Source organism: Sporosarcina sp. FSL K6-3508 (assembly GCF_038615825.1).
Lineage (GTDB): Bacteria > Bacillota > Bacilli > Bacillales_A > Planococcaceae > Sporosarcina > Sporosarcina newyorkensis.
The window spans coordinates 2,757,205-2,779,382 of record NZ_CP152016.1 but is presented as its reverse complement, the minus strand read 5'-3'; the positions used below and the strand labels follow the sequence as shown (position 1 = coordinate 2,779,382).

Sequence of the window (22,178 nt, the reverse complement as noted above, 5' to 3'; positions counted from 1 at the left end):
AAAACACCTATCCTTTTATTTTATTAAACTTATCTAAATACTAGGTTTTATGGGTAAAAAAATTTAGGTTGTATGCAAGCCACATTCCGTTTTGCCGCTTCCAGTCCAACGTCCTGACCTCAAGTCTTCTTCACTGTATGCAGGCTTCGTACAATTAGCGCAGCCGATACTCGGGTATCCTTGGTCATGAAGCACGTTATAGTCAAGCTGTTGTTTATGGGCAAAGCGCCAAACATCTTTCCAAGTCCAATGAATGAGCGGACAAACCTTAATTTTTTTGAAGCGCTGATCCAAATTCAGGTATTCGGTTGCTTTGCGTGTTTCCGATTGTTCTCTGCGCAGCCCTGAAATCCATGCAGTGGAAGGTGCAATCGCTTTTTCCAAAGGTTTGATCTTCCGCAAGTCACAGCATTGATTCGGATTGGTTTGCCATAGGTCGGCACCGTATTGCTCAGTTTGTTCTTCGATTGTAAGAGCGGGTTGCTGCAAATGAATCTGGAGCTCAGGATAACGTTTTTTCACTTTATCAATCGTTTCATACGTTTCTTTGAAGTGATAGTTGGTGTCCAGAAAGATAATCTTCGCGTCTGCTTTCACACGTGAAATTAATTCGAGCAATACAATTCCTTCAATGCCAAAACTACAAGCATATACAAGTTGTTCGCCATACTGATCATATGCCCACTGCAACACTTCAGAAGCCCCTTTTGACTCAGAGTCCATTGGAAATTCCGGCAATGTCAGATCTTCTTTCCATGATTCAAATGTGACCATTCCATCCTCTCGCTCTCCTGTTATATTTCCTATAGTTTAACAGATTATTTAAAATAGTCAATACCAATTAGAATAATAGGGTATAAAATTTGTTTCGTAGTTTTAGTGTATGCAGGTGTTGTCATTGAAGTCACTCCGGCGCTTGCAGATGGGCTCCTGCGATGAGCCAGTCAGGAAGGAGGTCAGCCTGTCTGTTTCATTGCTCTGACTAAAGTTTGTGAGGCGCCTGCATTTGATGAGTGGAACTAGTTAGTTAATTTTACTTTGTCTAGGCTAATTCTGATAACTAAACAAGGTATTGGATTAGGCATAAGGAAAATAAATAAAGTGTCGTCATTGAACCCACTTCGGTTCTTGCGGATGGCTCCCGAGATGAGCCAGTCAGGAAATGCACCTGTCTGTCTCCTCACTCCGCCTACCGCTTGTAAGGCGACTACGTTTAGTAAGTGAAAGTAAGTAGATAGTTTTCTTTACACAAGCTAGCTCTAACAATTACAAAGTACCAGCTTGGGCGTCGAGATAATAAATTGAGTGTCGTCATTGAACTCACTTCGGCGCTAGCGGATGGCTCCCACGATGAGCCAGTCAGGAAGGTCACCTGTCTGTCTCCTCGCTCCGCCTACCGCTTGTGAGGCGCCCTCGTTTAGTAAGTGAAAGCACTTCATATTTCTTTTAGCGCATTGGCTCTTGGCTAATAAGCTGAAAGTTAAAGTTTTCTCATTTTTTAACCCCACACAATATTTTAACCCCACTAGCGAAGCAGCAACTGCGGGGTCGGCCGAAGCCATGAGACAGCTAGCGGTCTTTGCTAGTTGGCTCTTGGTGAGAGGCAATCCCCCAGCGGCGTAGCAGTGTCAATGTACAAACTTTATTCTATTCAGAATCCAAAATAAGCCGAGCGATGAAACAACAAATCAAGCATTTAAAGTTTTTTACTTTTCATGTCAAATCTCAATTGGTATACTAAAAGATAGAAGTAAACCATTTTAACTATAGGAAAGAGTGTGCACCGAATGGGCCGTAAATGGAATAATATCAAAGAAAAGAAAGCGTCTAAAGATGCGAACACAAGTAGAATCTATGCAAAGTTTGGCCGTGAAATTTATGTAGCGGCGAAATCTGGGGATCCCAATCCTGAATCTAACCAAGCGCTAAAGTTTGTATTGGAACGCGCCAAAACATATAGTGTCCCGAAAGCGATTATAGACCGTGCAATTGAAAAAGCGAAAGGCGGCGGCGATGAAAACTTTGACGAACTTCGCTACGAAGGCTTTGGGGTCAATGGCTCGATGGTTATCGTCGATGCGTTGACAAACAACGTTAACCGGACAGCTTCAGAAGTGCGGGCTGCCTTTGGTAAAAATGGCGGCAATATGGGTGTGAGCGGTTCAGTTGCGTACATGTTCGATCCGTCAGCTATAATCGGGGTCGAAGGAAAGACGGCAGACGATGTATTGGAATTATTACTTGAAGCAGATGTCGATGTTCGGGATATTGAAGTTCATGACGATCAAGTACTAGTTTATGCAGAACCTTCGCAGTTCCACGAAGTACAGGAAGCCTTTAAACAAGCAGGCGTTACGGACTTCACCGTAGCGGAATTGACCATGCTTGCGCAAAATGAAATTTCATTGGATGAAGAAGCACAGGCACAGTTTGAGAAAATGATTGATGCACTGGACGATTTGGAAGATGTTCAGCAAGTTCATCACAATGTGGATTTAGCATAATTAAGAAGCTGTCCCCAAGTTGTAATTTATTCAATTGTATCGTGCATAAAGGAAGTAATACAGTTTTAAATAGAAGTTATGACATGATTTAAATATTAAATAGCATCGTGCTTAGCGATGCTATTTTTATTTGTTTAAAGTCTTAGCTAATGAGTGGATTGACGGGAAATTTATATTTTAAAGTTTTTTTCAATAGAACTGATATAATTTGTAAAGTGAATAAAGGAATTCAATATTCCGACAAAAGAGCCAGATTGCAATAAAAATAAAATTAGGAGGTTCACTATGATTCTAGAAGCCGCAATGCTACAGGTAAGAGAAGGAATGGAATTGGAATTTGAAGCGTCTTTCCATAAAGCGTCACATATCATATCTTCAAGGAAAGGTTACATATCTCACGAATTGAATTGCTGTATTGAAGCGAAAGGAAAATATTTGCTGTTAGTAAACTGGGAGAGCTTGGAGGACCATACAATTGGTTTCCGACAATCATCGGAATACCAAGAGTGGAAAAGTCTTTTACATCATTTTTATAATCCTTTCCCAACAGTTGAACACTTTCAAAAGGTTGATCTTTCGTAATAGATGTTTTTAATTTTAACACCGCAAACGATCCATTTTGTGGAACAGGCTAGATAGGGGACATACAAAATGATACATGGTTTATTTGTAATTTTAGTATAGATTATGCCGATTTTCACTCTTACAAATGCTTTTTGGAGAAGACTTCGATTTGCAGGGACTTTGAGAATTCACAAAAAAATAAGGCATATGTATTGGCTCGCAGCGTAAAGTAATCCCCTGGTGCCGAAGTGTTCCTAAACTGTTCAATAGGCAAACTAACAAAAACCGATTGTTTATGATAAACCATTTACTTTGAATGAATGTTCTAGAAAAATAAAAGGGGAGTCAAAATGGAAGTAGTATATATTGCAGGTGGATGTTTATGGGGAGTACAGGCTTTTGTAAAAACTTTACCTGGAGTTATGTTTACGGAAGCAGGAAGAGTTAATGGAACAAGTCATACACTTGCGGATGATTACGATGGGTACGCCGAATGTGTAAAGACAGGATTTGATCCGACAATCGTAACGATCAGGGAATTAATGGGTTATTTATTCGAGATTATTGATCCATACAGTTTGAACAAACAAGGGCAGGATGTTGGCGAGAAGTATAGAACAGGGGTATATAGTGAAAAGCCTGAACACTTAAAGGAGGCGCAGGCATTCCTTAGTGAGAGAAACGATTATGACCTGATAGTTGTTGAAGTATTATCTTTTACAAATTATGTGAGAAGTGCAGAAGAACATCAAGACAGATTGGCTAGATATCCAAATGATTATTGTCATATTCCAGAAGAAATCTTACGTAAATATAAGTAAGTGGGATCAGGAAAAGATGACAAGCTAAAGTAAAGGACCGTAAACAACAGGTCCTTTTTATTTAACCAACAATCGCCAAGAATCAGATGGCTCGTCTACGCTCTGGACGTTTTCAGGCGAAAACACAAATGACCAAGGCGTCGCGGTGTATGGAGGAACGTCCAATGTGAGAACAAACTTATCCTGTGCAATTACCTCTTCTTGTTCATTCAGTACAGTGGCTGTTACTTCGCGAATGGAAAGCAGGCTCGAACGATTATTTTGTAAAAAGACCGTTGCGACGAAACCGCCGTCTCGTTTTCGTTTCATAAGAATAGGGCTCGCGGTAAACCCTTTGTGTACCGGTTTCTTTGTCTTGTATTGATGGATAAATGCTTGTTTTTGTTGATCGGATAATGTGTCCTCCCAAGTTTCCTCAAATACCACCTGCATAGTGCAGACCCCCTTTATTTCATAGTTATTCTCGAATATCGAGATTTTATTCCTATATTTACCGTATAGAGCTAAATTCTATTACTTTAGACGAAGTGAACTGAGACTAAGTTCCTTCTAGCAGTGTGGCGCTGAATGCTCTTTGTGAATGATGTATACTAGATACATATTGATTAACATAAATACTAAAGGAGAGAGGTTCATGATTCGAGTTTTATTTGTCTGTTTGGGGAATATTTGTCGTTCTCCCATGGCTGAAGGAGTTTTTCGTAAAATGGTGCACGATGAACAGCTGGCGGATCAAATTGAAGTAGATTCCGCAGGCACAAGTGATTGGCATATCGGAAAGCCGCCGCATAAAGGAACATTATCAAAGTTGAAGGAATACGAGGTATCTGCGGAAGGAATGGCAGGTCGTCAATTAACCATAGAAGATGCAGAGGCTTTTGATTATATTATCGGAATGGATACTGAGAATATAACGAACATTCGTGATCGATTCGGAGACACAGATCATCAGCGCATCATTCGTTTTTTGGATTTAACAAGTCATCAAAAAGATGTACCGGATCCTTATTTTACAGGTGATTTCCAAGAAACCTATGACTTGGTACTTGAAGGCTGCCAAGCGTTATTGGACCTTATCAAGAAAGAGGAACTTTTAAAATGAATATACCGATTTTATATGAAGACAATCATTTATTAGTGGTTGAAAAGCCGGTCAATATCCCTGTGCAAGAAGACCGCAGCGGGGATGTAGACGTACTATCTGCTCTCAAGAAAGACATTAAAAGGCGGTATCAGAAACCTGGAAATGTCTATCTAGGACTGGTGCATCGACTGGATCGTCCAGTTGGTGGGGTGATGGTATTTGCGAAGACATCAAAGGCGGCGTCTCGTTTATCCGATCAATTACGCAGAGGAACGATTGATCGGCAGTATTTGGCGGTCGTTCATGGAGTACCGAAGAAAAAACAGGCAACACTCCGTCATTTCCTCTTTAAAGATCGTCAAAAAAATCAAGTCTTCAGTGTTGATCGAAATTATCCTGAAGCGAAAGCCGCGAGCTTAGATTATCATTTGCTTGGGAAAGAGTCGAATAAAAGTATATTGAATGTCCGTCTTCATACCGGCCGTTCCCATCAGATCCGAGTCCAAATGGCGACAGAAGGTTTTCCGTTGTTTGGGGATCAAAAGTATGGAAGCAGGGTTAACAAACCTGGAGAGCAAATTGCGTTATGGGCACATACGCTGGAATTTGCACATCCAACAACGAAAGAAACTCTGCGTTTTGTCTCGAAACCTCCTAATCTTTATCCGTGGGAACTTTGGAATGACCGAGACCAAGTTTACCAAACTTATGGCTAGTTGTTACAGCAGTTTCTTGACTTACGAATTCGGGGCATCTACACTTAAATGGAAAAACGTCTGCTGGAGGAATTTATGAGCAAGCATCCTTTTATTCCGATTATTGTCGGAACGAATATTAACGCCTATAATATGGCGATTTCATTTCATGAAGAATATCAGATCAAATCGGTCATTGTCGGAAGAGAACCATTGCCTTTCACAAGTTATAGTACGATCACCGATGTCCAGGAACTTCATCCTGGTTTGCACGATCCAAAGGTTTTTGTCCAATTTTTGCGTGAAGTGGCAAAGAAATACCGTACGGCCGATCAAAAGCTTGTGCTAGTCGGTACGGATGATTTATATGTACGTTTAATCATTGAACAGCGAGAAGCATTACAAGAGGATTTCGTGTTTAATTACATCGACGAAGAGATTATGAACGCGGTGTATGTTAAGAAAAACTTCTACGAGTTATGCGCGGAGCATGGCATCGATACACCTTCTACGTATTATCATTCATGCCGGTCGGATGAACCGTTTACCGAGCAAGTGATGTTTCCGGTCATCGTCAAACCGAGTGACGGCGTGCAATATTATCGCCATCCGTTTGAAGGACTTCAGAAAATTTATAAGGTCGATACATATGAGGAAATCAACCGCATTATCCAGATGGTGAAAGCAAGTGGCTATACGGAAGACTTGATCATCCAAGATTTCATTCCTGGAGATGATACGTATATGTGGGACGCGGTCTATTATGCTGATCAACATGGTAAACCGCAGCTGATCACGTTTGCTCAAGTCGTATTGCAAGAGCGTGCGATGACAGCGATTGGAAACTATACGGCATTGATCACACGTTATCATGAAGAAATGATGTCGAAGCTGGCAAAATTCCTGGAAGCGGTCGGCTATGTAGGATATGGGAACTTTGACTTGAAGTATGATGAACGCGATGGCAAGTTTAAAGTATTTGAAGTGAATATTCGTCAAGGACGTTCAAGCTATTATATTACACAATGCGGACAGAACATGGCGAAGTATTTGGTGGATGATTTAGTTTATGGTATCGAAAAGCCATTGACTTATTTGGACGAACATTTCTTGTTTACTGTTGTGCCAAAAGCGGTTTTGAACAAGTTTGTTGATGAACCTTCTATACAAAAGGAAATCAGTTCATTGATCAGAGCAGGGAAGTATGGGAACCCGTTGTTTTATAAAAAAGATCGGCATATGAAGCGGAAGTTGTATTTGTTGATGAGACAGATTAATTATTATAAGAAATATAAGAATTCAAAAGATTAAATAAGAAAAATCTGCCCTAGAAGTCGATTCCACCTGACTTCTAGGGCTTTTTGTATGAGAAAACTGGCCTGATCAGCGGAGAGAGAAAAGTGCAGTATCTGGCTGGTTTGGTTCGGTCCAAGAGTGCTTTGGCGCGTACCTCTGAATTTCTTGCCAATCATGAAAAAAAAGCTGTTACTGAAAGCGTTTGGACTTTCAGAACAGCCATGTTTTATTTCATTAGCTAAATCTATCAACAAGATCATGCATTTTCTCGGCTTCGGTGTGTAGATCGAGTGAGGCGTGCATGATAGTGTTGATGGCGGCTTTCTGTTCGTCGATTGATGCGTTGACTTCTTCTGTTGCAGCTGCGGATTCGGCGGCAACGGAAGCGATTTGGTTAATGGCCTGTACAACGCTTTGTCGATTTTCATCCATATTGTTCATATCATTTTCCATTGTTCGGAGCAAATTCGTAATATTATTAATGGAATCCGATAATTGTTCAAACGCACTTTTGGTTTCTTGAATCGTGTCTGTTTGATTACTCGATAGATCGAGTGTGTATTTCATTTGATTTTCAGCAGATGTTGTGTCTTTTCGGATGTGCACTAACAAATCACGCACTCTTGTGGTCGCTTCATTTGTGTCTTCCGATAATTGACGGACTTCATTTGCGACAACAGCGAACCCTTTACCGTGTTCACCTGCACGTGCAGCCTCAATACTTGCGTTCAGTGCGAGTAAATTCGTTTGCTCAGAGATGGAAGAAATCGTCTGGACAATCGTCTGGATTTCGTTCATTCTCGACATCAGTTGTGAGAAGTTACCTTGCAGATCATGGATAACTACATTGAAGGTTTGAGAATTTTCTTCTAAGTTTACTGCCTTTTCCATTCCGGAATTTTGCAAACCGTTAATGTTGTGCATCTCTTTGACGACGTGTTCGTATTGTTCAGTCGCATTGGAAATAAGTGCAGATAAATGATCGACTTTCGTAATGGCGACTTCCGCTTCTTCCGCTTGCATCACTGCTCCTGAAGAGACTTCATTAATCGCGCTGTGGATCTCATCTGCAGATGCTGTCGTTTCCTCGGTGATAGCACTGAGCGTTTCGGAAGATTCCTTCATGCGCTCTGAGGATAATCTAGTGTGACCGACCATTTCGTTTAAACTGTTTTTCATTTCATTCACATTTTCAGCCAGATGACCTAACTCGTCACGAGAACGGATAGGAATATCCAAACCTGTCAGCTTACCTTCTGCTATTTCAGCGGTGATTAAGCGGATATTCTTAATGTATGATGTCAGGCGACCTGAGAAGATAGAGAACAAAGCAATACCGACGATGACAGAAATAACGACAGAGATTAATGTGTACCAAAGAACATTTTTCGCGCCTGCGTTAAAGTCCACTATATAAGTACCAGCCGCCACAATCCACCCCCAGTGAGGATCCTGTAGGCTATATGTGATTTTCGGTGCTTCAACATTCAAGTTGGTAGGTAACGGCCAATCGTATTGTACATACCCGCCTCCGCTTTTTGCTTCAGCAATGACTTCGCGAATGAAGTACCGGCCGTCTTTCGTTTTAGATTCATACAGACTTTCACCTTCCTTTTGCGGATGGACAAGCAAAGTACCTTCTTCATCCACTACGTAAAAGTAGAAGTTCTCGCCGTATTTTGCTGGATTATCTAAAGAGCGCGTTCCGCCTTCATCCAAGGGGGCTCCCATAATTTTTATTTTTGCTCGGTCCTGTGCTTCTTGCAAAGTGAGCGCTCCATTTTCTACCTGTACATTCAACTCGTCAATTAAATCAAGTACAGCATATGTACCGTTTTGGAGCCCCATTTCACCGACTTTTTCTAATTCCGACTTTGCAACAAAGTAGTTGACGATTCCGACTACAATTAATGGAATCAAAATAACTAAAGCTGCAAGCGCTATCAATTTGTTGCGTACTGAGCCTTTCATTGTGTATATCCCCCTTTTTTACAAAAAACATGAAACTTTTCTCCCTTATTCATAGTATAGGCTATTTTGGATAACAACGGAATAGCATATAACATTTGACATGTGAATTTTCAACGAATTCGGCTTGAGTTTCAATTCGCAATTCATTCGTCGCCCCGTTTCTTGACTTGAAAAATGCAGTAAGCTACACTTAATAGAGCTGTGGCTGTACCATTCTTTCAAAAATCTACACTTTTTTGGATAGGCTTGAAACTTGAATTGTACGGAGCTGCAGTAACGTAAGGAGTGTTCCGGAAGTGCCGATTTTGGATAAAAACAAAGCAGAAGATGTTAGAAGATATGAAACGTTTGTAAGAAATTCACCTTTTAGATCAATTACCCAGGATCCCAATTGGGCGAATGTCAAAGATGATTGGGGAAATGAGCAAGTATATGTTGAACGTGATGGTGAGATTGTAGCAGCGATGTCACTGCTGATCAAAAAAGTGCCAGGCGGATATTCATTGTTATATGCTCCGAGAGGTCCGATTTGTGATCTGCATGACAAGCAATTAGTAGAAGAGTTATTGAAAGAAGCCGATGTGATTGCTAAGAAATACAAAGCATTTGCACTGAAAATGGATCCTGAACAACTCTTTACAGAAGAATTGGATCAGATCTATCGCAATGCTGGTTACATAGTGCGCAACGAAGGGGCAGGGAAAGAGGATTTGATTCAGCCCCGATATAATATGATTGTAAAATTGACAGACGAAGATCCAGATTCTTTGATGTTGAAATTCCGGGGGCGTACAAGAAGTAAAATACGTAGTTCAGCACGCAACGGGGTGGAGGTTACTTACTCCCGAAGTGATGATTATCTAAAGAAGTTTTTTGAGATTTACGAAGAAATGTCTGTTCGAAATCAAATTTCAATCCGTTCATATGAATACTTTCTGAAAATGCGTGAAGCCTTCGATGACTTGCGGATTTACTTGGCTAAGCATGAAGACGACTATTTGGCTGGCGCTGTGACCATAAACTATAACGGCAAGCTATACTATCTGTATGCAGGTAGTTCCAATACAAAACGTAACCTAAATCCCAGTTATCTCATGAATTATGAAATGATGAAGTGGGGGCTCGAAATCGGAGCCGAACAGTATGACCTCGGAGGAGTATTTGTTCTCGATAGCGAACAGGACGGATTATATAATTTCAAAAACAGTTTTTGCCAAAAAGATGGAGTAACCGAATTTATTGGAGAAATTGATAAAGTATATAAACCATTCATCTACAACATGTTTGTAAAAGTGGTGCCTAAAATCCAAAAGATGAAAAAGAAGCTTCAAAAAAAATAACCGGTTGAACCCCTCAACTAAAGAAAAGAGTGAACCGAATGACTTTTTTAGATAAGCTGAATGAATCTTTGCGCACGAAATGGAAATTTAAGCAGCCCATGCCGATCCAGACGCTCATGATTCCCGAAATGTTGGCTGGTAAAGATATCGTGGCAGAGTCGCCGACAGGGACGGGTAAGACATTGGCATATGTCTTACCTTTGATCCAAATGGTTAATGGAGATTTGCCAAAGACACAAGCACTAATTATAACTCCTTCGCAGGAATTGTCGATGCAAATTGTTAATGTGATCCGTGATTTAGTGGAGGGAACTTCTGTAACAGTTACCCAGCTAATTGGCGGCGCAAATATGCAGCGTCAAATAGAAAAACTGAAAAAGAAACCAACGATTGTAGTAGGGACACCTGGAAGATTGAATGAACTTGTAAAAGAAAGAAAGTTGAAGATGTACGATGTTCATTATGTAGTTATCGATGAAGGCGATCAGTTACTTTCGCGCGAATACAGAGTGATGGTGAAGAGCTTGATTGAAGCAGCAAATCCTGAACATCAGCTTGCAGTCGTCTCCGCTACAATCACTGAGGAGATCGAACTCGTTGCCAAACGGATGATGAAAGATCCGATCCGCTTACAAGTCAATGCAGATGAAATCCCGGAGAGCGGACATGTTGTTCATTCCTACATCAAAGTAGATGATCGCAAGAAGACAGATGTTCTGCGCGGAATTTCTGCGTTATCTGGAGTCCGTGCCTTGACCTTTATGAACAATGTGGATCAGTTACGGATGAAAGAGTTAAAGTTGTTGTATAATGATGCACCAATCGCTGTTTTGTATTCCGATATGAAGAAGTTCGACCGACAGAAAACGCTTGAGGACTTCAGGGAAGGCAAGATTCGTGTACTCATCGCAACGGACTTAGCAGCTCGTGGCTTGGATATCGAAGGATTGACACATGTAATCCATGTCGATGTGCCTCATACTGTGGAGCAATATTTGCACCGTTCAGGACGTACAGGACGCGCAGGGGCAGATGGTGAAGTATTGACATTGCTCTCTTATGCAGAAGAACGAGATTATCGTAAGGTTACAAAAGGAATCAAGACTGTACAGAAAGTTTGGTACAGCGGAAATCTAGTCGAAGGTAACGCCAAAACGGTTGAAGAAATGAAAAAAGCTGCGCCGAAGACTAAGAAATCGAAACCTAAACAAAAAAAGAACTAATCAAACTGAGCATCGCGGTATTTCGCTAACGGGTTCGGTTGATGGGGAGAAAACACTAAAACGCATATCAATTTCTACCCTAATCAGCATATGATTCGCACCACAATTAACAGTATAAATAGCATTAAATAACGTACAGTGTCGTCTGTGCGTTTTTACTTGCCATAGTCTATTGTAGAGATTTGTTCGACAATCGCGCCCGTTAGCTAAATAAGAAGACCTCTTATTCAAATACAACCATTTCCCCAACATCTATAAAACCAAATCGCTTGTAGATATTTTTTCCGTCATCTGAAGCCTGTAATATGACTGGCTTTTGTTTATCCTTTGTTTGACTTAAAAGAAATTGAAACATCTCACTACCATACCCTTTACCTCTAATTGTTTCCTTTGTCATCACATCATAAATCCCGTAGCTATCCTTGCCTTTTATTAGTAAACCTGTAGTTACAGCTATTTCGTCTATGCAACCGATAAACATTTGAACGTCCGGACCTAACTTTACTTGTGAAAACTTATTAAAATAGCTTTCCAGTGCATCTTGTTCTGGCGTGCCTTCAAATAAGCTTATAAACACCTCTATATATTTTAAAAGTTCTTCATTATTTTTCACATTAGTAATCGTAAGCTGATGGGAAATTCTTTGACCAACATTAAGTGTATTTTCAAGTTTCATCATTACATTACGTTCTGCTTCTTTTAGGTCGTATTCTTGCATTAGTTTATTCCAATCCTCGGTTAAATACTGAGCATCAATCCAAATACTAAAGGGATATTCTTTATAAGTAAAATTATCGATTCCATGTCTAATCTTAACTGCATTTTTGATATTTGGAGATTTCGGTAATAATACATTGAATGTATCGGTAGGAATTTCTGTATTTGCTATGACGAAATCTTCTTCCTTTGTGAGTTCTCCACTAACTGCATGAGTAAATACTTTTAATTTTTCTTCCAAATTGTTTATTACTAATTGTTGATTTGTAATCATGTTTTTGCACCTCTCAATTTAATTTAGCGCTCTCCTCTTTATTATTAGGTCACTTCAATTCTAAAAAAACTGTGTTCACAGTATTTATATCCTCCCTTAATTTTCAGAAAACATTGAAGTGATTCATTTTCTTTTTTCAACAATCAATGGCTCCGTTTGTTGAATAAGCCGATTTCTTATATCTCTATTTTATCACAAAATCATTTGTTCCTTTCAATGTTTTCAGTCATTTCAAAGATAACTTTCCGACCTTCAATTAACATGCTTATTAGCATCATAATTAGCACTGTAATCCGCAATTGCACATAATTTTATGCGGTGCTGTGAATCACCATGCTAATGGCTATGCCAATTCACCTGAATTAGAAACCATAACGTTGATACAACAACAAAAATGGGGACACCAATTCATCTGCGAATTGCGTCCCCAATCGGTATGCTATTTAATGTTTTCTCCTCGTGTTCCGAACCCGTTAGTATTTCGCGCATGCTCTTTTTTATGAAAAAGAGAGCACTGCAGAATCGCAATGCTCTCGAATATTAATCAAGCTTAGTCAGGATAATTGGTTCGTCTTTCGTGACAATAATCGTATGTTCAATTTGAGCGACCAATGATTTATCCGGCGTAGCAAACGTCCAGCCATCATCCAGCTCAATTACATGCTCCGCTTTCTGCGAGATGAACGGCTCTACAGCGAGTACCATACCATCTTTCAGCAGTTCTTTATCCCACGGATCATAATAATTCAGAATATGTTGCGGTTCTTCATGAAGAGATGTTCCGATCCCGTGTCCTGTAAGATTTTTAATAACATGTAAGCCATGATCCTTTGCTTCTCGCTCCACTGCTTTTCCGATTTGATTCAGACTGGATCCTGCCTTCACTTTCAACAAAGCTCGTTCTAAAGAAGACTTTGCGACATCACATAGCTTTTGTTTAGCGTCATCGGGTGTACCGACTACAAAAGAAATGCCAGTATCCGCAAAATAGCCATCACGCGATCCGGAAACGTCTACATTGACCAGGTCACCGTCTTTAATGACATAGCTGCCCGGAATGCCGTGGGCAACTTCATGATTAACGCTGATGCAAGTATATCCGGGAAAGTCGTACTGATCGATAGGTGCAGAGACTGCTCCTTTTTCCGCAAATAATTTACCTGCTATTTCATCCAATTCTTTTGTCGTCATACCAGGCACAGTTGCTTCTTTCACTGCTTCACGAATCTCCGCCACGATCCGTCCAATCGCGCGCAACCCATTCAATTGTTCTTCGTTTTTTACAATCATGTTCACAAGTCCTTTCTTCCGTACAAATTATACAATCCATACTATATCATACTCTACTCATGAATTTTTAGTGATTTGCCCACAAAATCACTTGTCTATTTCAGTACTTTTATTCCTTGGAAAACATTCCAAATGAGCACGACAAGAAACAATAGGCTATATAAGACGATGAACATCAATGGAGCGAACCCCCAGAATAGAACATTGCCATCTAGCATTGCACCAGATTGAGTGTTGAATGAAAGGACGGAAAACGACAGTAAGACAAAGGCGGCAATCAATAAAGACATGGGAATGATATGAGAAATGAATGACTTTTTCGCGTGATTGCGAACATCAACTTCATCTGTCACAAAATATATAATAGCAGGCAGCAAAAGAGGCGCAAAAAAGATGCTGAAGTAACATAGGGAAGAGAGTAATTTTGTATTTGACATATGCGGTAACCTCCAATACTTTCCTCTATAGCATGATAGTTCATACTATAACCTATACCCAATTTTGCCAAATCATCACACAAAAAAACACAGCTGTTTGAGTTTGCAGCTGTGTCACAAATTTTGCGCTTTGGAAAATCGTTTCCCCATGATCAAGATGAATGCAATTACAGCCGAGAGAAATAAGGCTGCTGTAGAAACAAATAATTCATCTGTGCCATTCTTGATGGCAATCCCGATAAAAGACCAAATGACGATGAGATTAAACATATAATCACGATAATGATACATGAAGTGCAATGCAATTGCCGTAGCAAGACTTAAAAAGAACACAGTCCATAAAGGGTCACTCAAGCCAAAGCCGGACCAATCATGGAATTTGAAAGCATAGTAGGTATTGGCGATTACGGCGATGAAAATCCATCCTGTATAGGCGGAGATAGGTAACCGTTCGCGGTTTATACCATCCGTTTTCGGATAACTGAAATAGAAAACCAATAAGCAAATCAATAAACCAATTACACTGATAATTGCCCAATAATAATAGCTATAATGCCACAACAACAACCATGCTATATTTAAAAAGCAGCTGACACTAAAGCAGATAGTCCGTAGATTGGCAACCGACGAAGTCTGCCCAGCTGATGTTTTAGTAAATAAATATAACCAACTTACCATTAATAAATCCAGTACAATCCAGATGGAAAAAACATACTCTGCCGGCATGAACAGAACAGGTACTCGATTGGCGATTTCCCATGTTGTAAGCCCGTTCAGCGGAATCAAGTTTGCGGCGATATGAGTTCCAATCATGATGAGCAACGAAAGTGCCATCAAAGTTATTCTTAGCATGATAAAATCCTCCTGAAGAATAGTATACAGAGAATTTGTGATGATTGAAGCAGAAAGTATGAATTTTCCTTTACAAATGCGAAATGATGGCGTTCTATTGTCTTGTAGGGAAGAAAAATACTATAATAGTTAATAATGAATTCAGGTATACAGCATTGATTCTCCATTTCATTCATAACCTGAAGAGAATATACGGTTGAAACAGAATTCGTAGAAAAAGGATGAGGGGAATATGATATTACTGGAAGGAGAGCAGTGTTATTTACGGATACTGACGGAAGACGACGCCTATCAGTTCACCCAGCTGCTCATTGCGAATAAAGAGTATTGGACAGAATTCGAACCGCGGCACGACAATACGTACTACACCGTAGCCATGCAGCGAGACAAAATTCGTGAATCTCTTTATCAAATGCGGGACCGAAGAGAATATAATTTCGGAATTTTTGATTCCAAATCAAGCATGATTATCGGGCAGATTTCTTTGTACAGCATCAAGCGCTTGCCGTTTTCAAGTGGGTTTGTTGGCTATTCGATCGATCAAAGGGAGACGGGCCGGGGAATCGGTACGGAAGCAGTCCGCCTAATCAATGACTTTGCTTTTGAAAAAGTGAATTTGCATAGGGTCGAAGCCTATGTATCTCCACGCAATACAGGCTCCGTAAAAGTATTAGAGAAGGCAGGTTATCAACGCGAAGGCTTGCTGCGTCAACTTTTATTTATAAACGGAGTGTGGGAAGATCACTATATGTACACGATCTTGGAAAGTGATTATTGAAAGGGCAAGACCGCATGGCGGAAATGGATATCAAAAGTAAGGAACCGGCTCTTCGAATAGAAGGGAGCCGGTTCTTTCGGTATGAGGGTGGAAGAATTGGAGAGTGGCACCGTTGATCTACGTTCCAGGCGGCGCGGGGCGTGCGGTGAGCCTCCTCGTCGCTACGCTCCTGTGGGGTCTCACCTGTCGCGCTAATCCCGCTGGAGTCGCCGCCTTCCACTCCGATCAACTAGCGTATTTTCCTAGCGTTAGTGAGTTGACCCACCAATCATAAAGAGATAAATGCTCGATTTAACTTCTCTGAAGGATGGGGAATTTTTTGGCTAAGTATACAACTACACGTACTCCATACAGTGATTTCACAATATGCTACGGCTCACTATCTAGGGATTTGCGTGGAAGACGGGGCGACTCCGGGAGGATCAGCGTGAGTCTTGAGACCCTGGACTGAGCGCAGCGAAGGAAGCGGCTCAAGCCACGCCCTCCGGAAAGCGTCCCCGTCTGGAGTGCAAATCCCCGGATCGCAAGCCTATATTCGTTTTCTTCGCTTCTCTCTCTAACTTTTTGCTCTGTTTGTAACCTAAAAGAACCGGCCTCTTCTATAAAAGAAGAAGCCGGTTCTTTAGGTGTTGGTGAAATAGAGGAGGGTTAGGCTTTCTCCACTACATCGTAGCCGTTTTCAATAACATCGAGCTTGCCATTTGCAGGGTCGATAACGAGACCGTGTACATTGACGTCTTCCGGAATCAATGGATGATTTTTGATGGCATCCACACTCTTTTTCACGCTCTCCGTCACATCGCTGAATCCATGGAGCCAAGCTTCCATATCAATACCAGAGTACTCCAGTGTTTTGAAGATGGCGGGATCAATTCCACGTTCGATCATACTATCCACGACATGTGAAGTATCGATTGAACTCATGCCGCAATCATGATGGCCGATTACATATACTTCATCCGCCTGCAATTCATAAACTGCGACTAAAATGCTTCGCATAAGACCGCCGAATGGATGAGTGATGATAGCGCCGGCACTTTTAATAATTTTGGCATCGCCGTTTTTTAGATTCATGGCTTTTGGTAGCAGCTCAATTAATCTAGTGTCCATGCAAGTTAAGATGACGATCCGCTTATTTGGAAACTTCGTGGTAGCGAACTCTTCATATTTCTTCTCTTCTACGAATGCCTGATTGTAACTCATAATTTCGGATAATGATGTCATTTAATAACCCTCCTGGACTGTTTGATAAAAAAGAAAAGAGTTGCCGAGTAGGGCAACTCTAGTCGACATGTAAAGTCTGGACCCGAACGAATCGGGATATGAACGAATTAGTTTTTTGTTTCAGGTTTTGGATCAATAATCACTGAGTCAGATGAATCCATTGCGCCAGCCAAAAAGTGCATTGTAAACAATGACGCTAATCCAAGAACAACCATGTAACCGATAACTGTAGTATACATTAAGCCCATCTGTAAGCCCCTCTTTCCATATATGATCTGTTCTCTTACCTATTATACACGATTTTAGACAAGATTTTAAGGGCTTGGATGAAAATTTGAAGAAAATGTGACGAATTTTAGAAAGCCCAGTTTCCTTTTCGGAATATGGGTTCTACCGTCCCGTCCGGCAAAATACCATCAATATCCATGTTTTCAGAACCAATCATAAAGTCCACATGCGTCAAACTTTGATTCAAACCGTTTGCTTGCAATTGTTCGGAAGACATTTCTTTTCCTCCATCTAAACAGAAAGCATATGCACTTCCGATGGCCAAATGGTTTGAAGCATTTTCATCAAATAATGTATTGTAAAATAAAATATTTGAATTGGAAATAGGCGAGTCATGTGGAACTAATGCCACTTCACCTAGAAACTTTGCTCCTTCATCGGTATCGATTAACTGTTTAAGGATTTCTTCTCCTTGTTCAGCAGAAACATCCGTAATTGCACCATCCTTAAACGTGATTTTAAAACGGTCAATTATTGTACCTGCATAGCTAAGTGGCTTCGTGCTGGACACATAGCCATTTACACCCTCTTTCAAAGGAGCGGTGAACACCTCTTCCGTAGGCATATTAGCCATGAATTCATGGCCGTGTTGATTGATACTTCCTGCCCCGCACCATAAATGTTTGGTCGGCAATTCTATTGTTAAATCTGTATCGGGGCCTGTATAATGTAGTTTGTGATAATGTTTTCCATTCAAGTAATCTACTTTTTCATGTAAGTTTTCATCGTGTCGTTGCCAAGCTTCAACAGGATTCGGTTGATCTGCCCGCACCGCGCGCAAAATAGCATCCCACAAAGCGGGGACTTGATCCTCAGCTGAGTGATCAGGAAAAACTTTAGCGGCCCATGCAGGAGCAGCTGCCGCGATCACTGTCCAACTGAATTTATCTGCTTGCATCGCTTGTCGAAATTTACTGAGTGCAGTGCTGGAAGCTTTTTGATTGTCACGAATGCGATTCGGCTCAATGCCATTCAATAAATCTGGATCTTGCGAAACGATGGACATGAAAGCTGCGCCTTTGTCAGCAAGCTCTTCACGCTCCACCCTTTTCCAAGAAGGAAAGTCAGAAAACGAATCTGCTGGTGCTTTTTCGTAACGCAGACGAGTGACTACGTCATCCACCCAGTCAACGAATACTTGCCTAGCTCCTGCTTCATAAGCTTTTTCAACAATCAACCTGACGAATTGAGTAATCTCAGTGGAAGCACTAATAAATAGATATTGATCCTTCTGAATATTTACACCTACTTTAACTGCTAATTCAGCGTAATTGGAAAGTTGGTTTTGAAAATGATCCATCATGACATCTCCTTTTCACATAGTATGTCAATAGTATCAAGGGCAGATCGCCTTTCGCAATTATAAAGCAATAGACGGTTCGAGAAACGCCACAAAATCATCACGAATTGTCGTTCATTTACCCTAAAGAACATCGATAATTGACCGAAATAATAAGAAGAATGCAGTATTTGGAGGCTTTTAATATGGATTTATCCACGGTATTAGGATTAGTAATAGGTTTAGTCGCACTGCTTGTCGGGATGACGCTCAAAGGGGTAACACCTGATGCGCTGTTCAACATGGCGGCCATCCTGATTATCATCGGAGGAACTGTTGCAGCGGTCGTGATCGCCTTTCCTATGAGCGAGTTAAAAAGAGTACCTAAACTTTTCAAGATCATTTTCACTCAGCAAAAGCTTGCCTCTGATGCGGAGTTAATTCGTTTATTTTCTTCTTGGGCAGACGTAGCAAGACGTGAGGGTCTATTGGCACTAGAAGCGAAAACGGATGAAATTGACGACCCATTTTTGAAAAATGGACTTGGCTTGGCCATTGATGGACAAAACGCCGATTATATTCGAGATGTTTTGAGCGAAGAAGTGGAGGCTATGCAAGATCGTCACTCTGTTGGTGCGCTCATCTTTTCACAGGCAGGGACATATGCGCCGACACTCGGTGTTCTAGGAGCGGTTGTTGGACTGATTGCCGCATTAGGCGATATGAACAATATTGAAGCGTTGGGCTATGCGATTTCTGCAGCGTTTATCGCTACTTTATTGGGGATATTCACTGGGTATGTACTATGGCATCCATTCTCTAATAAGTTAGTACGGAAGTCGAAAGAAGAAGTCCGGCAGAAAACGATGGTCATTGAAGGAATCCTTTCTGTATTAGAAGGGGAAGCGCCGCGAGTAATTGAGCAAAAACTTGCATCTTATTTATCAGTAGAAGATCGAAAGAAGCTAGCTTCAGACAGCAATGATGGCAAGGGGGCTGGTCAGGTTGTCGAAGAAACGTAAGAAAAAAAAGCGTGAAATGGAACATATGAGTGAATCCTGGCTGCTACCCTACTCAGACTTATTGACTTTATTACTGGCGTTATTCATCGTACTTTTCGCCAGTAGTTCTATGGATGAAGGACGTTTTCAGCAGATGTCCGCAGTTTTCAGTGAAATATTCGAAAGTGGCAGCGGCATCATGAGTGAATCGGCTCCAACGAACGTTCCGGTTCCAGATGATTCGGTCGGAGAACAGAATGAGAACTCATCGTATCTGGAAGATCAGCAGTCGCTTGGTGAGATGCAGGATGATTTAGATGAATATATTGCTGTGAATGAATTGGAGAGTCAATTTGATACCGAACTGACGAATGAAGGCTTGCTTCTGACAATTCGCGATAGTGTATTGTTCAATTCTGGCGAAGCAACAATCAATCCTGAGTATATGGGATTGGCAAATGATATTTCACAGTTGCTCACGTTGGATCGTCCCCGACAAGTGATCATCACAGGACATACTGATGATATTCCGATCAACAATGCACAGTATTCATCTAACTGGGAACTGAGTGTTATGCGTGCAGTCAAATTTTTGAAAATTATCGTGGAAAGCAATGAAGTGGACCCGAATCTTTTCAGTGCAAAAGGGTATGGGGAATATAAACCAATTGTGCCGAACGATACGGCAGAAAATCGCAGTAAAAACCGAAGAGTCGAAGTGCTTATTCAACCACTTGTACTAGAAGATGGGACAAACGTTACGCCTCAATAAATAAAAAAGACTCCAATTGGAGTCTTTTTTATTTGCGCATAGAACCAAGTTCCGCTGCAATTGCCTGCATTTCATTTGGCGTAATATTTTCTCGCTTCATGACCATCTCGTACATATAGTGCAAGTCTTCATATTGCTCCGTACTGAAACTATCTGCTTTCATGGCATCGACATTAACCATACGCAGTTTTTCTTTAATTTTTTCAATCATATACGCAATATTCTCTGGTGTTTGAGTAGATAAGTCCATAGTGAAACCGCCTTTCTCTCCTTGTAATCTATGATTTCCATCATTTCACGAAAGCGATATACTGTCAACTGAACATTGAGTAATTACTTGCGCAGTTCTTCTCGTTCTTCGTCTATTTTCTTTTTAAACCGTCTTGTTTCCATCACAACAATTCCAGACAAACCAAGAAGCCCGATCAAGTTCGGAATCGCCATCAAACCGTTCAATACATCTGCTAAAACCCATACTACATCAAGCGATGCTGTTGCGCCAACATAGATAAAGCCAACAAAAATTACTCGATAGAAGAGGACGGCTTTGCGATTCGGCACGAGATATTGGAAACACTTTTCCCCATAATAACTCCATCCTAAAATGGTTGAAGTGGCGAAGAATACTAGCCCGATCGATACTAAGATGGGTCCGATTCCTCCTAAAAAGGAACCAAAAGCTTCAGCTGTTAAAGCCCCCGCGTCGATGGAACTGTCTTGCCATTTATTACTCATGACGATCGTAACACCTGTAATCGAACAAATAACCAATGTATCGAATAAAACCTGTGTCATGGACACGAGCGCTTGACGTCCAGGATAGTCGGTACGTGCTGCCGCTGCCGCAATTGGGGCAGAACCGAGCCCGGCTTCATTAGAGAAAAGCCCTCTCGCGACACCAAAACGTATGACCGCTCCAATTGCACCACCTGCGACCGCTTGCCCGGTAAACGCATCCGAGAATATCAAACCGAATGCTGCAGGTACTGCTTCAATATTCAAAACCATAACGATCGTTCCGGCAATGAAATAGAATAAAGCCATAATAGGCACGAAAAATGCAGTTACCCGACCAATCGACTTGATGCCTCCCAGAATGACGAGTGCACCAAATGCAACCAAAGCGGCCCCTGTAATATAATGTGGCACATCGAACGTATTTTTCATTACATCTGCCACTGCTTTTGACTGTGTTCCATTTCCGATACCAAAAGCGGCCAATGCACCAAAGAGTGCGAACAGGACACCGAGCCACTTCTGCTTCAATCCGTGTTCCAAATAATACATCGGTCCGCCGGCCATTAAGCCATTGGAATCCTTCACACGATATTTTACTGCGAGAATAGCTTCACTATATTTCGTCGCCATCCCGAAAAAACCAGCCAGCCACATCCAGAAAATAGCTCCTGGTCCTCCTGCAACGACCGCAGAAGCGACTCCGACGATGTTTCCGACTCCAACTGTGGCCGCCATTGCCGTCATTAATGCTTGGAACTGTGAGATATCCCCGTCTGCTTTCTTATCATGCTTTCTTGAAAATACTTGTTTCAAAGAATAAGGTAATAATCGCAATTGTATAAAGGTCAAACGTATCGTCAAATATATTCCGGTACCGATCAATAATATAAGCAACGGGGGTCCCCAAATTAGATCTGATGCGCTTGTCAAAAAGTTTGTAACTTTTTCCATTTCATCCCCTCCATCCGTTTCTATAGATTTTTATGATTTTCAAAGTGTTGCACATCAACTCCCTTTAGGGAATTCTATT

At 41.1% G+C, this 22,178-nt stretch carries 23 protein-coding genes; 11 read left to right on the top strand and 12 right to left on the bottom strand.

The window, feature by feature from the left end:
- Window positions 1–63: 63 nt before the first annotated feature.
- On the bottom strand, window positions 64–774 hold the full coding sequence (locus tag MKX97_RS13895; RefSeq protein ID WP_009498491.1) for a phosphoadenylyl-sulfate reductase: 711 nt from the start codon (window positions 772–774) through the stop codon (window positions 64–66).
- 1,013 nt (window positions 775–1,787) lie between these two features.
- Here MKX97_RS13895 and MKX97_RS13890 point away from each other — a divergent pair.
- The 3 genes from MKX97_RS13890 to MKX97_RS13880 all read left to right on the top strand — a co-directional run bounded on the left by MKX97_RS13890 (window position 1,788) and on the right by MKX97_RS13880 (window position 3,889).
- Window positions 1,788–2,504, top strand: a complete 717-nt coding sequence (locus tag MKX97_RS13890) for a YebC/PmpR family DNA-binding transcriptional regulator (protein ID WP_009498490.1) — start codon at window positions 1,788–1,790, stop codon at window positions 2,502–2,504.
- Window positions 2,505–2,789: 285 nt separating this feature from the next.
- Window positions 2,790–3,086 carry an antibiotic biosynthesis monooxygenase gene (locus MKX97_RS13885; protein ID WP_340760128.1) on the top strand — a complete coding sequence of 99 codons (297 nt, stop codon included), beginning with the start codon at window positions 2,790–2,792 and terminating at the stop codon, window positions 3,084–3,086.
- A gap of 332 nt (window positions 3,087–3,418) precedes the next feature.
- Entirely contained in the window at window positions 3,419–3,889 is a 471-nt protein-coding gene (locus MKX97_RS13880) for a peptide-methionine (S)-S-oxide reductase (protein WP_221837080.1), read from the top strand.
- A gap of 57 nt (window positions 3,890–3,946) precedes the next feature.
- Here the strand turns inward: MKX97_RS13880 and MKX97_RS13875 are convergent, their stop codons facing one another.
- A complete protein-coding gene (locus MKX97_RS13875) occupies window positions 3,947–4,321 on the bottom strand; it encodes an SLAP domain-containing protein (RefSeq protein ID WP_009498487.1) in 375 nt (124 codons plus the stop codon).
- A gap of 202 nt (window positions 4,322–4,523) precedes the next feature.
- On the opposite strand from MKX97_RS13875, the gene MKX97_RS13870 reads away from it, so the two are divergent.
- The 3 genes from MKX97_RS13870 to MKX97_RS13860 all read left to right on the top strand — a co-directional run bounded on the left by MKX97_RS13870 (window position 4,524) and on the right by MKX97_RS13860 (window position 6,979).
- Window positions 4,524–4,991: a low molecular weight protein-tyrosine-phosphatase gene (locus MKX97_RS13870; protein ID WP_342536233.1), complete on the top strand. Its 468-nt coding sequence runs from the start codon at window positions 4,524–4,526 to the stop codon at window positions 4,989–4,991.
- Complete coding sequence (locus MKX97_RS13865; protein ID WP_342536232.1) at window positions 4,988–5,689, top strand: RluA family pseudouridine synthase; 702 nt, start codon at window positions 4,988–4,990, stop codon at window positions 5,687–5,689. Before MKX97_RS13870 ends, MKX97_RS13865 begins: the two co-directional genes overlap by 4 nt.
- Before the next feature lie 75 nt (window positions 5,690–5,764).
- Window positions 5,765–6,979, top strand: a complete 1,215-nt coding sequence (locus MKX97_RS13860) for a carboxylate--amine ligase (protein WP_342536230.1) — start codon at window positions 5,765–5,767, stop codon at window positions 6,977–6,979.
- A 219-nt stretch (window positions 6,980–7,198) separates the two neighbouring features.
- Here the strand turns inward: MKX97_RS13860 and MKX97_RS13855 are convergent, their stop codons facing one another.
- Entirely contained in the window at window positions 7,199–8,935 is a 1,737-nt protein-coding gene (locus MKX97_RS13855) for a methyl-accepting chemotaxis protein (protein ID WP_342536228.1), read from the bottom strand.
- A gap of 296 nt (window positions 8,936–9,231) precedes the next feature.
- Here MKX97_RS13855 and MKX97_RS13850 point away from each other — a divergent pair, with 296 nt between their 5' ends.
- Both MKX97_RS13850 and MKX97_RS13845 read left to right on the top strand, forming a co-directional pair.
- Window positions 9,232–10,275 carry a peptidoglycan bridge formation glycyltransferase FemA/FemB family protein gene (locus MKX97_RS13850; RefSeq protein ID WP_340760115.1) on the top strand — a complete coding sequence of 348 codons (1,044 nt, stop codon included), beginning with the start codon at window positions 9,232–9,234 and terminating at the stop codon, window positions 10,273–10,275.
- 38 nt (window positions 10,276–10,313) lie between these two features.
- Entirely contained in the window at window positions 10,314–11,498 is a 1,185-nt protein-coding gene (locus MKX97_RS13845) for a DEAD/DEAH box helicase (protein WP_009498481.1), read from the top strand.
- Window positions 11,499–11,721: 223 nt separating this feature from the next.
- On the opposite strand, the gene MKX97_RS13840 is transcribed toward MKX97_RS13845, so the two are convergent.
- From MKX97_RS13840 to MKX97_RS13825, 4 genes are all read right to left on the bottom strand, one after another.
- On the bottom strand, window positions 11,722–12,489 hold the full coding sequence (locus MKX97_RS13840) for a GNAT family N-acetyltransferase (RefSeq protein WP_342536227.1): 768 nt from the start codon (window positions 12,487–12,489) through the stop codon (window positions 11,722–11,724).
- A gap of 540 nt (window positions 12,490–13,029) precedes the next feature.
- A complete protein-coding gene (gene map, locus MKX97_RS13835) occupies window positions 13,030–13,779 on the bottom strand; it encodes a type I methionyl aminopeptidase (protein ID WP_009498480.1) in 750 nt (249 codons plus the stop codon).
- A 95-nt stretch (window positions 13,780–13,874) separates the two neighbouring features.
- A complete protein-coding gene (locus tag MKX97_RS13830; protein WP_009498479.1) occupies window positions 13,875–14,216 on the bottom strand; it encodes a hypothetical protein in 342 nt (113 codons plus the stop codon).
- Window positions 14,217–14,330: 114 nt separating this feature from the next.
- Window positions 14,331–15,068 carry a hypothetical protein gene (locus MKX97_RS13825; protein WP_009498478.1) on the bottom strand — a complete coding sequence of 246 codons (738 nt, stop codon included), beginning with the start codon at window positions 15,066–15,068 and terminating at the stop codon, window positions 14,331–14,333.
- Window positions 15,069–15,300: 232 nt separating this feature from the next.
- Here MKX97_RS13825 and MKX97_RS13820 point away from each other — a divergent pair, with 232 nt between their 5' ends.
- Window positions 15,301–15,846 (top strand): GNAT family protein, encoded by a 546-nt coding sequence (locus tag MKX97_RS13820; protein WP_009498477.1) that lies wholly within the window; start codon window positions 15,301–15,303, stop codon window positions 15,844–15,846.
- 648 nt (window positions 15,847–16,494) lie between these two features.
- On the opposite strand, the gene MKX97_RS13815 is transcribed toward MKX97_RS13820, so the two are convergent.
- The 3 genes from MKX97_RS13815 to MKX97_RS13805 all read right to left on the bottom strand — a co-directional run bounded on the left by MKX97_RS13815 (window position 16,495) and on the right by MKX97_RS13805 (window position 18,661).
- On the bottom strand, window positions 16,495–17,070 hold the full coding sequence (locus MKX97_RS13815; RefSeq protein WP_009498475.1) for a carbonic anhydrase: 576 nt from the start codon (window positions 17,068–17,070) through the stop codon (window positions 16,495–16,497).
- A gap of 107 nt (window positions 17,071–17,177) precedes the next feature.
- Window positions 17,178–17,318 carry a hypothetical protein gene (locus MKX97_RS13810; protein WP_009498474.1) on the bottom strand — a complete coding sequence of 47 codons (141 nt, stop codon included), beginning with the start codon at window positions 17,316–17,318 and terminating at the stop codon, window positions 17,178–17,180.
- 107 nt (window positions 17,319–17,425) lie between these two features.
- Window positions 17,426–18,661 carry an aminopeptidase gene (locus MKX97_RS13805; RefSeq protein WP_342536226.1) on the bottom strand — a complete coding sequence of 412 codons (1,236 nt, stop codon included), beginning with the start codon at window positions 18,659–18,661 and terminating at the stop codon, window positions 17,426–17,428.
- Window positions 18,662–18,843: 182 nt separating this feature from the next.
- On the opposite strand from MKX97_RS13805, the gene motA reads away from it, so the two are divergent.
- On the top strand, window positions 18,844–19,659 hold the full coding sequence (gene motA / locus MKX97_RS13800; protein WP_040759806.1) for a flagellar motor stator protein MotA: 816 nt from the start codon (window positions 18,844–18,846) through the stop codon (window positions 19,657–19,659).
- The gene (gene motB, locus MKX97_RS13795) at window positions 19,643–20,410 is read left to right on the top strand and encodes a flagellar motor protein MotB (protein ID WP_009498471.1); all 768 of its coding nucleotides are present in this window, start codon (window positions 19,643–19,645) and stop codon (window positions 20,408–20,410) included. Before motA ends, motB begins: the two co-directional genes overlap by 17 nt.
- A 28-nt stretch (window positions 20,411–20,438) precedes the next feature.
- On the opposite strand, the gene MKX97_RS13790 is transcribed toward motB, so the two are convergent.
- Both MKX97_RS13790 and MKX97_RS13785 read right to left on the bottom strand, forming a co-directional pair.
- A complete protein-coding gene (locus tag MKX97_RS13790; protein WP_009498470.1) occupies window positions 20,439–20,660 on the bottom strand; it encodes a DUF1128 domain-containing protein in 222 nt (73 codons plus the stop codon).
- Window positions 20,661–20,743: 83 nt separating this feature from the next.
- Complete coding sequence (locus tag MKX97_RS13785) at window positions 20,744–22,099, bottom strand: sodium:alanine symporter family protein (protein WP_340760097.1); 1,356 nt, start codon at window positions 22,097–22,099, stop codon at window positions 20,744–20,746.
- Window positions 22,100–22,178 lie beyond the last annotated feature (79 nt).